Below are 12451 nucleotides of genomic sequence, written 5' to 3'. Positions count from 1 at the left end.
AAAATCCTTTAAAAGTCTAGAAAATAACCTTACTTGACATAAAAATTCAAACAAATTATAATTTGATAAGACTTATAAAGGAGATTTTAAATTGGAAAATAAAAGTAACGAGACCAACACAGGCTCAAGAATTGCAAAGTCCACACTAGCCATAACAGCCTTTCTTTTATTGGGTAAGGTTTTTGGATTTTTTAGAGAATCACTGACTGCCTATGTCTTTGGTGCCGGCAAAGAAATGGATGCCTTTTCTCTTGCTCAAGCAGCTACAGCAATGATAGCAAGCTTTGTCACTCAGGCAATAGCAACAACATATATACCATCTGCCCAAAAGGCAGAAAGCGACCATGGACCAAGTAGGAAAAATTATTTCACTAATAACCTTTTAATGGTTACATCTCTTGTGTCCTTTGTCCTAATTATTCTTGGAATCTTATTTCCAAATCAAATTGCACTTTTATCTGCATCACAAGCTGATCCAGAAACCTATGCAATTGTTGTTAAGTTAATACAAGTTGGAATGCCCGTAGTTTTATTTTCATCTTGGGTTGGTGTCATGGAAGGTTACCTCCAACATGGTGGCAAGTTCGCAGCAACTGGTGCCATTGCAATTCCACTTAACTTAACCTATATAGTTTATCTACTACTTTTTTCCCATCACGTTGGGATCATTGGGCTTACAATTGCATCAGTCCTAGGTATCTTGGCACAATTCTTGTTCCTCTTACCTAATGCAATGAAAATTGGTTACAGGCCAAGACTTGTGGCAGATTTCCAAGATAAGTATGTTAGGGAAGCAATTGTCCTCGCCCTCCCAGTTTTCATTTCTGTATCAGTAAATGACATTAACACAATTGTTAATAGGAACCTTGCCTCAGGCATGGGCCAGGGTGCAGCATCAATTTTATATTATTCAAACAAGATGAACACCATGATAATTGGTATTTTTATCACAGCCATCACTGCCATAGTCTTCCCTATCCTAACAAGGACCTTGGGGGCAGGCGACATGAAGCGTGGCAAAAAAGTTATGAATGCTTCAGTTAAGACTGTTTTATTTATAACTGTCCCTGCAACTGTGGGGCTAATTATCTTGGCAAGACCTATAATAGAAATTGCCTTTGTTCGAGGTTCCTTTACTCCGGACAATGGTATTGCAGCAACATCAACACTTAGGTGTTATTCTCTATCATTAATTTCAATTTCTGTTATAAACGTCTTAAATAGGATTTACTATTCTATTGGAGACACAAAGACGCCTTTCTATGTTGGTGTAACTAATGTGGCTATTAACGTTGGACTCAACCTCTTGGTGGCAAGACACTTTGGTACAAATGGACTGGCAGCTTCCGTTTCCATTGCAACAACAATTGCAGTTTTCATTTCCTTCATACTTTTGAAGAGAAAAATAGGAAATCTTGGAACAAAGTCCTACATCAAGGCACTTGTTAAAACAATAATGGCATCTCTTGTAATGGGAGTAATAACTTTATCCTATTTCCCTTATGAGAAACTCATTATGGCACTAACATCAGGTGGAGTCCAAACTCTTCTAAGATTACTTTTCCTAATGCTAGTAGTCCTTATTGCAGCATCAGTTTATGTCTTCTGCCTCTACAAGTTGGGCGTGCGTGAAGTTATAGATGTTGTTGGAATAGTGAGAGAGAAAATTGAAAATAGACAAAAGAAATCTATAGAAAATTAAATGATAAAGTTTAGAACTAAGACTCGAGCCTTTGGGTCTTGTTTTTTTGTAAACTTTTAAAATTTTATACAGTTTAAGTAGTCTTTTCCTAATAAAGTGATATAATGTTAATTAATTGGAGGTGTTTATATGAAAGACAAAGTATACATAATTGCCGTTGTTGTAATCGTTTGCTTGATTTTCTGGAGAAAGTCCATTGTCAATAAGAGAGGCAAGGATCAAAAATCTATTGACACATCAAGTAAAGCTAAGAATTATTCTAAAAAAGAAGATCTACATAAGATGAGTGAGACAAGGACTAATGAAGAAACTTTTTTTAAGAATGCTCCTGAAGTAAAGGAAAAAGAAGCCTACGATGGTTCAAGGAAAAAAGACAGAGGCAAGAAGAGAAGAGAAAAGAAAAAGTCAAATCAAAAAGTAGATGACTTAAAGAAAAAGACTGAAGACATAAAGGAAAAAAAAGTAGATGACTTAAAGAAAAAGACTGAAGACATAAAGGAAAAAACTGAAGTCCAAGCTAAAAAACTTGAAAGAGATGCCAAGCTAAAGGCTGAAGAGGCAAAAAAAGAAGCCAAGGACTTAAAGGACAAGGCTGAAGTAGAAAGTAAAAAGCTTAAAGAAGAAGCCAAGGATAAGTCTCAAGAGCTTAAAAAAGATATTTCCAAGGATGCTAAAAAAGTAGAAACAAAGGCCACAGAAGCTAAGGCTGAAACTAAGGCCAAGGCTCAAGAAGTAAAAAAAGAAGCTGAAGTAAAAGCCGAGGAGCTTAAGGAAGAAGCCAAGGACTTAAAGGCTAAGACAGAAGTAAAGGCTGAGGAAAAAAAGACTGAAGCACAAGCTAAGACTCAAGAAGTAAAAGAGGACATCTCTAAAGATGCCAAAAATTTAGAAAAAAAGGCTGAAAAAGCTAAGGTTGAGACTAAGGCCAAGGCTCAAGAAATAAAAAAAGAAGCTGAAGTAAAAGCCGAAGATCTTAAGGAAGAATCCAAGGACCTAAAGGACGAAGCCGAAGCAAAAACTGAAAAAGCAAAAGAAGATGTGAAAGAAAAAACTCAAGAAGCTAAGGCCCAAGCAAAGGAAAATCCTGTGGAAGTTAAAGAAGAAATCAAGGAAGAAAATCCAAAACTTGAAAATAATCTTACAAGCACTGGCAAGTACCCTGACCTTATCACTTCCCTAAAAAATAATTCTTGGACATCTAAGGATTTAAACACTAGGGTTAAGTTTGAAGACACAAGAAGACAAAAAACTTTAAATGAAGAAGAAATCACAGACCTTCCTCTTGAAAAAATCAAGACTTCTCTAAGACCAGATTCTATTGCAGACTTCTTAAACAAAACTGGAACAAAACCAACAGTCTTAAAGAGAAAAGACGACATATCCTACGAATTCACAAGTAGGGATAAGGGAGAAATCGACCTAATCAAAAATAGGTACGGACTCATTGACAGGGACATCGACAAGATTACATCAGTCCTAATTTTTGACAAGGAAGGACAAAAATTAAAAGAAGTTAAAGATATATTGGCTGAAGGAAAAAATAGAATTTACATGGAAACAAAATTTTAGTAGAATATAAAAGTCATAGAAATATGACTTTTATTTTTTTGGAAAAATATAAAATTATTCACAAAAAATTAATAAAATTTTAAGCAAAATTTAAAAGTATTTTTACATTTTTACTTTAAAATAAGTCCAGGAGATGAAAATGGAAAATATAAAAAAATTAGAAGAAATTGTCAAATTTTTAAATGACAACACAAGATTTTTAGAAACAAAAAACTTCATCCAACATGGAGACACCTCAGTCTACTCTCACGTAATTTCTGTTGCCAAAAAATCTATTGAAGTGGCAGAAAAATATGACCTTGACGTGGACATGGACTCCATGATTAGGGGCGCCCTCTTACACGATTACTTCCTCTATGACTGGCACGACGGCAAGAAAGAAAGATGGAATCACGGCTTCACTCACCCCATGAAGGCCTATCTCAATGCCAAGTCCGAGCTAAGACTAAATAAGGTTGAGAGGGACATCATCGTCAAGCACATGTTTCCCTTGACTCCCCTTCCACCAAAATACTTGGAGTCCTGGATTGTAACATACTCCGACAAGTATGTGTCTCTTGCTGAGACCCTTAGGGGAATCCCTGTAAAAGTTGGGCTGGTGAGACCATGAGATATCAAGAATTTTACTTAATATTTTTTATCTACTCCTTCCTTGGCTGGTGCTGGGAGACCTTCCCCTGCTCTGCCATAGAGCTAGATAAAATTCACAACAGAGGCTTTCTTTTGGGACCCATTTGCCCCATCTATGGACTAGGAGCCAGCCTCTCCTTTGGCCTTTTAAAGAACTTTGAGTCCAGCCTATGGATTTTTATTTACTCGGCCTTTTTGTCCTGCCTAATTGAGTACATCATTGGCTATCTCTTGGAAAGATTTTTCCACAAGCGCTGGTGGGATTATTCCAACTACCCCTTCCAAATCAAGAGGAGGGTTTGCCTATATGGACTTTTAATCTTTGGCTTGGCAAATATTTTAATCGTGAAGAAAATTACTCCAATTTTATTTTTCTTCCTCTCCCTGTCAAGTGACAAGCTAATAAATATTATTCTCTTCTTATTTGTCACTTGCTTTACATTGGATTTAATCTTAACAGTGAACCACTTAGTTAATGGTTCTGAAAGGCTCGATAAAATTTATGAATTAATTGATAGAAACTTAAATGCTTACTTTAAGGATCTCAACGAATCTGAAAGGCTTGCAAATTTAAAAGTGCTTGAAGAATCAAAAAAGTTTAAGTCAAAACTATTAGATATAAATTCCAACCTCAAGGAAAGAGAAGAAAGTATAAAAAAATTAATAAGGCAAAAATAAAGACCCCTTTGATAAACATCAAAAAGAGGTCTTTTTATTTTTATATAAAATTTATTACTTCAAATTTTTTCAATAAGCCATGGTCAATTATGATTTCACATTTTTACTAAGTCAGCTTAATTTATGACCTAACATTATTTCACAAATTCATAAATTTTTATGACCTTATAATTTATTAAAAAGTCACAAAAAATTATCTCCTAACTGTACCATCAGTTCCATCAATTGTTATAATGTCCCCAGTTTTTATTAGCTTGGTGATGTCCCTTACACCAACAATGGCAGTCTTGTTAAGAGAAATTGCAGAAACTGCTCCATTGGAAGTAAAGCCAGCTTCTTCTGTTACAAAGCCAGAAGATTTTTCCATATAAGGAATCATCCTGCCATCAGTTCCATTGCAGATGATTATATCCTTAGGCTCGAAGTTTGCTTCAAGCTCTTTAAAAGTATTTACAACAATAGCCCTGGCCTTTTTCTTTTTCTTTCCTATAGCTGTTCCCCTGCCGAGAATTTCTGAAACATTTTCTATCTTTAAGAGGTTAGTTGATCCAGCAATTCCTGTAGGAACTCCTGCAGTTAAAACTACTAAATCTCCAGATTTTAAAAATCCCTTCTTAACTGCAACTTCCATAGAGGCATCAATTAGGTTGTCTGTGTCCTTAAAGTTTAAAACTTTTACAGGCCTAACTCCCCAGACAAGGCTAAGTTGGTTTTTAATTTTTTCAAAGGGAGTTGATGCAATAATTGATGTTTCTGGCCTAAATTTTGCAATTGCCTTTGAAGTGTTACCTGATGTTGTTGCAGTAATTATGGCATTGGCGTGAAGGTCTCTTGCAATTACGCAGGCAGACCTACCTATGGAGTTTGTCATGGAATTTTCCACGTCCTTAATCCTATTTTCCAAGATTTCGTCATGGTCAATAGTTGTTTCAGTGTATTCTATAATTTTTCTCATAGTTTCCACTGCCTCAACAGGATACTTGCCGCTGGCAGTTTCTCCTGAAAGCATTACTGCACTTGTCCCATCTAAGACTGCATTGGCAACGTCGTTTGTTTCAGCACGAGTTGGCCTTGGGTTTCTTATCATAGAGTCAAGCATTTGTGTCGCAGTGATTACTGTCTTGCCTGCAACGTTACATTTTTTTATAATTTCTTTTTGAACTATAGGGACAGCTTCTGTTTCTATTTCAACTCCAAGGTCTCCCCTTGCAACCATAATTCCATCAGAAACTTCTATGATTTCATCAATTAATTCCACAGCCTTTTGGGATTCAATCTTTGAAATAATTTTTGTCGTATAGTCACTCTCTTCTTCAAGAACTTTCCTTATGGCAAGGACGTCTTCTCTCGACCTTATAAAGGACGCTGCAATAAAGTCTATGTCTTCTCTTACTCCAAACCTTATGTCCTCAATGTCCCTCTCAGTTAAGGCAGGAAGTTTGATGTCAACTCCTGGCACGTTAACTCCCTTGTGGGATGAAATCACTCCAGAGTTTTCCACTTCTGTAATAATTTTTTCTCCCTCAATATTTTTTACAAGGAGCTCAACAAGTCCATCATCTATTAGGATCCTGTCCCCAACCTTCACATCCTTGTAAAGGTCCTTGTAGGAAATGCTGGCAATAGTTTTGTCCCCAAGAAGGTCTTCTGTGGTTAGGATGAATTTATCTCCAATTTCAAGAGAAACTTCTCCATTGACTTCTCCCAGCCTAATTTCTGGTCCCTTGGTGTCAAGCATTATTCCAATAGGAAGGTCCATTTCCTTCCTCAGTTTTTTTATCCTGTCAATTTTTATCTTGTGCTCTTCATGGGACCCGTGAGAAAAGTTAAGTCTCGCAACGTTTACTCCCTCAGTGAAGAGGATTTTTAAAATATCTTCACTCTCACTTGCTGGTCCAATAGTGGCAACAATTTTTGTCTTTTTCATTTTCCACCTCATATAGAAACAGTCTTTAGGATGTCTAATAGGTCTTCCCTAAAAACTTTTTTCGCTTCAAACATTTCTTCAAAGGTCAAGGTCATGGACCTTCCATCTTTAAATCCAAGAACTCTAGAATTTCCTTCCTTTGCTTCCTTAACTGCAAGATATCCAAATTGTGATGCAAGAATCCTGTCAAAGATAGAAGGAGCTCCTCCCCTTTGGATATAACCAAGGACTGTCACCCTCGTTTCAATCCCAGTTAAGTCTTGGAAGTCTTTGGCAAAATCAAAGGCAGACCCACAACCTTCGGCCATAATAATTATGTGGTGTCTCTTGCCACGATTTTTCCCCATAAGAGCCTTCTCAGCAATTTCATTTATATTTGTTTCAATTTCTGGAACAATAATTGATTCAGCTCCAGAAGATACTCCAGAAAAGAGAGCAATGTCTCCACACTCTCGACCCATGACTTCAACTACATTGGCACGGCAGTGAGCATCAGTTGTGTCCCTAATGTGACTTATGGCTTCTGTGACAGTTTCAACTGCCGTCATAAAACCTATTGTGAAGTCTGTGTAGGCAAGGTCATTGTCAATGGAACAAGGAATTCCAATTACAGTTATCCCCCTGTCCCTTAATTTTTTTGCTCCTTTTAAACTTCCGTCGCCTCCAAGGACAATTAGGGCGTCAATTTCAAAAATTTTCAAAGAATTTATTGCCTTTTCAAGTCCTTCCTCTGTCATAAATCTTTCAGAACGTGAGGTAGAAAGAATTGTTCCCCCTCTTTGGATTATGTCTGCAACAGAAGAGACTACTAGTTTTTCAAACTTGGCATCAATTAGGCCCTCATAGCCTCCACTTATTCCATAGACCTCTATCCCCTCGAAGATACAGGTCCTCGTTACTGCTCTTATTGTGGCATTCATGCCTGGAGCATCTCCGCCACTTGTTAAAATTGCAAGTCTCATAGTCACCTACTTTAAAATAATTTTTTCTCTAGTCTTAGTATATGCTATCAATTTATTTTGAATTTCGTCAAAGGACTTGTCGTCAACCCATAGGCTTGAATCAGTCCCAAAGGCCCTCCTCGTTTCTTCTTCAAAGAAGACAACAGGAGTAGATCCTTCATATTCTTTTAAAATTTTTCTTATTTCATTTATACTTTCATTTTTCATAGAGTCAACAGAAATATATAATTTGTTTTTTGTTGGCATCTTAAGTTTTGATATTGAATCTACCAAAATCTTTGGTTCTTCCACTTCAGATTCTTGGAAGTGACCCTCAACTACGACCACATTCTCATCTTCAATTAGATCCTTGTAACGTGAATAGACATTGGGGAAAATTACAAGTTCAATTGTCCCATATATGTCTTCTAGGGCTGCAAAGGCCATCATCTTGTTGGTCTTTGTAATCATAGTCTTCTTGGATTTTAAAATTCCACCGACCTTAACCCTAGACCTTCTCAAGAGATTTTCCCTGTACTTTTCAAAAATTTGATTTGTGTTTATTGTAGAATTTTTCTCGATTAATTCCCTATAAGGGTCTAAGGGATGGCCAGAGATATACATACCTATAACTTCCTTTTCCATGTCAAGCTTGTCCTTTTGTGGGAAGTCTCGAAGTCTTGGAAGGTCTTCTTGGAAGTTGGCCTCTTCAAAGAGTGAAAATTGACCCATTACATTATTCTTTGCAGTATTTGATGAAGAAGACAATACTCCCTCATAAATTGCAAGATACTGGGCCCTATTTCCCTCAAAGTCATCCATGGCTCCACACCTTATTAGGGATTCAACTGCCCTCTTATTAAGGGCAGACTTGTCAAGGGCATTGATCCTATCAACAAAGTCTTTTAGAGACTTGTAAGGTCCCCTTTCCCTAGCCTTTACAATTACTTCTATTAAGTTGTCACCAACATTTTTAACAGCCTTTAGGCCAAAGCGAATCTTCTTGTCTTCAACAGTGAACTTCCTAAAGGAATAATTTATATTTGGTGGTAGGATTTCTATGCCCAGTCTCTTGATTTCTTCTATATAAAGGCTTACTTGCTTAATGTCGTTTGTGTAGGTAGAAATTTGTGCCGCCATAAATTCTCTTGGATAATAATATTTTAGCCAAGCAGTCCTGTAGGCAACTACTGAATAGGCCACAGAGTGGGACTTGTTAAAGGCGTAGTCGGCAAAGTCTATTATCAAGTCATAAATTTCATTGGCAGACTTTTCGTCAACTCCATTGGCAATGGCACCACAAACTCCCTCTTCCTTGTTGCCGTAGATGAAGTTCTTCCTCTCTTCTTCCATTACCTTCATCTTTTTCTTGGAAATGGCACGCCTAACAATATCGGCCCTGCCAAGAGAGTAACCACCAATTTGTTGAACAATTTGCATTACCTGTTCTTGGTAAACTATACAACCATAAGTTGACTTAAGTATTGGCTCAAGCTTTGGATGGATATAGGAAATTGTGGACTTGTCGTGCTTAGACCCAACAAATTTTGGAATTTGCTTCATTGGTCCAGGCCTAAAGAGGGCGTTAGCAGCAACTAAATCAGAAAATTCGTCTGGCTTTAGCTCCTTTAAGAAGGCCCTCATGCCAGAGGATTCAAATTGAAAGACACCAAGAGTTTCTGATCTTGCAAACATCTTTAAGACATCTGGGTCGTTGTAGTCAAAGTTGTCAAAATTTATAGTCTTCCCTTGGTTTTCTTTAATTAAATTAATTGCGTCCCTAATGACAGTAAGAGTCCTTAGGCCCAAGAAGTCCATCTTCAGAAGCCCCAACTCTTCAAGCTCAATCATGTTAAACTGAGTTGCTATAATCTTGTCGTTTCTAGTCAAGGGAACATATTCTGTCAGTTCATCTTTAGAAATTACAACACCAGCTGCGTGAGTTGAAGTGTGTCTTGGGAGGCCTTCAAGTTTTAAGGCCATGTCAATTAAAAGTTTGGAGTCCTCTTCTCCATCGTAGATTCCCTTAAAAGTTTCTGAAACATCAAGGGCCTTTTCTATTGTCATGTTAAGGGCTTGAGGAACTTGCTTGGCAATATAGTCCACCTTGGCATAGGACATATCAAGGGCACGACCCACATCCCTTATGGCATTACGAGCAGCCATAGTTCCAAAGGTAACTATTTGGGCAACGTGAGAGTCTCCGTACTTCCTGTTTACATATTCAATAACCTCTTCACGTCTTTCATAGCAAAAGTCTATATCAATATCGGGCATGGAGACCCTCTCTGGATTTAAAAATCTTTCAAAAAGAAGGTCAAACTTCAAGGGATCAACATCAGTTATGCCAAGACAATAAGATATCATGGACCCAGCAGCCGAACCCCTTCCAGGTCCAACTTGGATTTCATGCTTTCTCGCATATCTTATAAAGTCCCAAACAATTAAGAAGTAGTCAACATAACCCATGTTCTTAATAGTGTTGAACTCAAACTCAAACCTGTCTTTTATCTCGTTACTTACATTCTCATAACGGTCCATCATTCCCTCAAGGGCCAGTTTCTTTAAATACTCTTCGTGAGTGTAGTCTTCTGGAACAATAAACTCTGGCAAGTGTAGGTCGTGGAATTTTATTTCAACATTGCATCTTTCTGCAATCTTTACAGTGTTCTCTAGGGCATCAAGATTTTCTGGGAAGAGGGCTGCCATTTCATCAGGAGACTTTAGATAAAATTCATCTGATGGAAACTTCATCCTGTCTGTGTCGTTGACTGTCTTTCCAGTTTGAATGCAAAGAAGGACGTCATGACTCTTTGAGTCTTCCTTCTTTAAGTAGTGGACATCATTTGATGCAGTTAGGGGAATCCCTAGCTCTTCTGATAGAAGAACAAGTTCACGATTTACTCTTGCTTGTTCAGGTATGCCGTGGTCTTGGAGTTCTAAGAAGAAGTTATTTTCTCCAAAGATTTCCCTGTATTCAAGGGCAGCTTTTTTTGCAGCATCTCTGTCCCTATTTAAAAGTTGTTTTTGAACTTCGCCACCAAGGCAGGCTGAAGTTGCAATAACTCCCTTGGAATATTTTCTTAAGACTTCCTTGTCAACACGGGGCTTGTAATAATATCCATCGACGTAGCCAATGGAAACTATCTTCATAATATTTTTGAAGCCCTCATTGTTTTCTGCCAAGAGAATCAAGTGGTACCTCTTGTTGGTCCTGTCCTTAAGGGTCATGTCCTTCTCTGATATGTAGACCTCGCAACCTAGGATGGGTTTTACTCCAGCATCCTTGCAGGCCTTATAGAAGGCAATGGCTCCGTACATATTGCCGTGGTCAGTTAGGGCAACTGCATCCATGCCAAGGTCCTTGACTCTTTGTGGCAAAAGATTTATCCTCGTAGAACCATCTAAGAGGGAGTATTCACTATGGAGATGTAGGTGGACAAAATTATTCATAGGATCATCCTTAATCTATAAATCACAAATTTTATTTTTTTAATCATTCTAATTTTTAAATTTTATTTAGCCTAAAAAAATTTAAGACTTCCTAATAAGTTTCAAAAATTTCTCATTCACAAATTAAAAAATAAAAAATTTCATTACTAATCTTTAATATATTTTATCAAAGGCCAAAGACAAATAAAAGGACATGAAAAAAGAGTTTTGACCAAGCAAAACTCCAAATAAAATATTTTTATTAAATTAAAGATTTATAAATTCTTTTTCAACTAAGTAGGCTAATCTTTGAGCAGCTTCTTCTTCGTCTACTCCATCAGCTTCAATTTCAATCTCTTCGCCAGTGAAGGCACCAAGAGACATGATTCCAATAATGGACTTGCCATTTACCTTGTCACCATGAGCTTCAAGATTTATTTCAGAAGCAAATTTATTGGCCTCTCTTACAAATAGTGCAGCTGCCCTAGCGTGGAGTCCGTCACTATTATTAAGTACAACTTTTTTACTTATCATTTCATACACCCCTCAACTTATTCGCAATTTTCCTAAGTTTTTTAAATCTATAATTAACCGTGGACTTTGAAAGCTTTGGCTCAAGAGAGTTTGCAATATCGTTTAAACTCATAGACCTATTCTCAAGTCTAATCTTGGCTATAACTTTCAAATCCTCATCTAAATTTTCTATCCCAATTTCTTTGTCAATGAGCCTTATGTCTTCTACCTGGTCGTAAGATGACTTAACTGTTTTATTTAAGTTGGCCGTCTCACAATTAACAATCCTATTTACATTGTTTCTCATTTCCTTTATAACTCTTACGTTTTCGTATTTTAAAACAGAATTATAGGCACCAATAAGAGATAAGAAGTCAGAAATTTGTTCTGAGTCCTTAATGTAAATTATGTATTTTTCCTTCCTCATAATTACCTTTGAAGTAAATCCAAAAGCATTAATTGTTTCAGATAAAAAATAAGCGTTGGATTCGTTTTCCGATACAAATTCCAAATGATATCCTTTTTTGGGATCTGTTATGGACCCTGAACCCATAAAGGCACCACGGATGTAAGCCTTTTTCTCATTACTAGTTTTTATGAGGTCAGTGGGCGCATAATTTATCATAAATACGCTTGCACCCTTTATATATTTTAACTCATCAAGAAGTAACCTGCAAGACTCATCTTGAGATATATAGATAATAAATACATTTTTTTTAAGTTGAGTTGACCTTACATTTTTTACTTCAACGTCAAAACCAAAGGACCTTCTCAAAAATGTAAAAAGTCTTCTTGCCACAGGAGCGTTTTCTGTAATGTACTCCATAGAAATTTTATTATTTTTAAAATTTAAAATTCCACACTTGGGAGTCACCCCAGCAAGCTCCGATAAAATTAACTTGTAGTCATCAACTTTTATCTTTGCAACTTCATCCTTGACTTCTGATGAAAAACTCATTGCTTCACCCCTTTAACAATGTTTTTATTCATTATACCAGAATTTTGTTTTATTTGTTGATAAATAGATTTTTAACTTAAACAAAACTTTAACTGTTAATA

The 12451-nt window shown here is 36.7% G+C and carries 9 protein-coding genes; 4 read left to right on the top strand and 5 right to left on the bottom strand.

The window, feature by feature from the left end; translation table 11 throughout:
• Positions 1 to 91 precede the first annotated feature (91 nt).
• The 4 genes from murJ to DRZ96_RS05995 all read left to right on the top strand — a co-directional run bounded on the left by murJ (position 92) and on the right by DRZ96_RS05995 (position 4579).
• Positions 92 to 1702: a murein biosynthesis integral membrane protein MurJ gene (gene murJ / locus DRZ96_RS06010; RefSeq protein WP_112889962.1), complete on the top strand. Its 1611-nt coding sequence runs from the start codon at positions 92 to 94 to the stop codon at positions 1700 to 1702.
• A gap of 129 nt (positions 1703 to 1831) precedes the next feature.
• Positions 1832 to 3271: a hypothetical protein gene (locus DRZ96_RS06005; protein WP_112889961.1), complete on the top strand. Its 1440-nt coding sequence runs from the start codon at positions 1832 to 1834 to the stop codon at positions 3269 to 3271.
• 139 nt (positions 3272 to 3410) lie between these two features.
• The gene (locus DRZ96_RS06000) at positions 3411 to 3881 is read left to right on the top strand and encodes an HD domain-containing protein (RefSeq protein ID WP_112889960.1); all 471 of its coding nucleotides are present in this window, start codon (positions 3411 to 3413) and stop codon (positions 3879 to 3881) included.
• Positions 3878 to 4579, top strand: a complete 702-nt coding sequence (locus tag DRZ96_RS05995; protein WP_112889959.1) for a putative ABC transporter permease — start codon at positions 3878 to 3880, stop codon at positions 4577 to 4579. Before DRZ96_RS06000 ends, DRZ96_RS05995 begins: the two co-directional genes overlap by 4 nt.
• Positions 4580 to 4772: 193 nt before the next feature.
• Here DRZ96_RS05995 and pyk read toward each other — a convergent pair whose 3' ends face one another.
• The 5 genes from pyk to whiA form a co-directional block, all read right to left on the bottom strand.
• Complete coding sequence (gene pyk, locus DRZ96_RS05990) at positions 4773 to 6506, bottom strand: pyruvate kinase (protein WP_112889958.1); 1734 nt, start codon at positions 6504 to 6506, stop codon at positions 4773 to 4775.
• A gap of 8 nt (positions 6507 to 6514) precedes the next feature.
• Entirely contained in the window at positions 6515 to 7468 is a 954-nt protein-coding gene (locus DRZ96_RS05985) for an ATP-dependent 6-phosphofructokinase (RefSeq protein ID WP_112889957.1), read from the bottom strand.
• A gap of 6 nt (positions 7469 to 7474) precedes the next feature.
• On the bottom strand, positions 7475 to 10900 hold the full coding sequence (locus tag DRZ96_RS05980; RefSeq protein WP_112889956.1) for a DNA polymerase III subunit alpha: 3426 nt from the start codon (positions 10898 to 10900) through the stop codon (positions 7475 to 7477).
• Positions 10901 to 11146: 246 nt separating this feature from the next.
• Positions 11147 to 11413 carry an HPr family phosphocarrier protein gene (locus DRZ96_RS05975; protein WP_112889955.1) on the bottom strand — a complete coding sequence of 89 codons (267 nt, stop codon included), beginning with the start codon at positions 11411 to 11413 and terminating at the stop codon, positions 11147 to 11149.
• A gap of 1 nt (position 11414) precedes the next feature.
• Positions 11415 to 12350, bottom strand: coding sequence for a DNA-binding protein WhiA (gene whiA, locus DRZ96_RS05970; protein ID WP_112889954.1), 936 nt, complete (start codon positions 12348 to 12350; stop codon positions 11415 to 11417).
• Positions 12351 to 12451: the final 101 nt, after the last annotated feature.

This window comes from Peptoniphilus harei, from assembly GCF_900454685.1.
GTDB lineage: Bacteria > Bacillota > Clostridia > Tissierellales > Peptoniphilaceae > Peptoniphilus_A > Peptoniphilus_A harei.
This window is presented reverse-complemented; position numbering and strand designations above follow the sequence as displayed.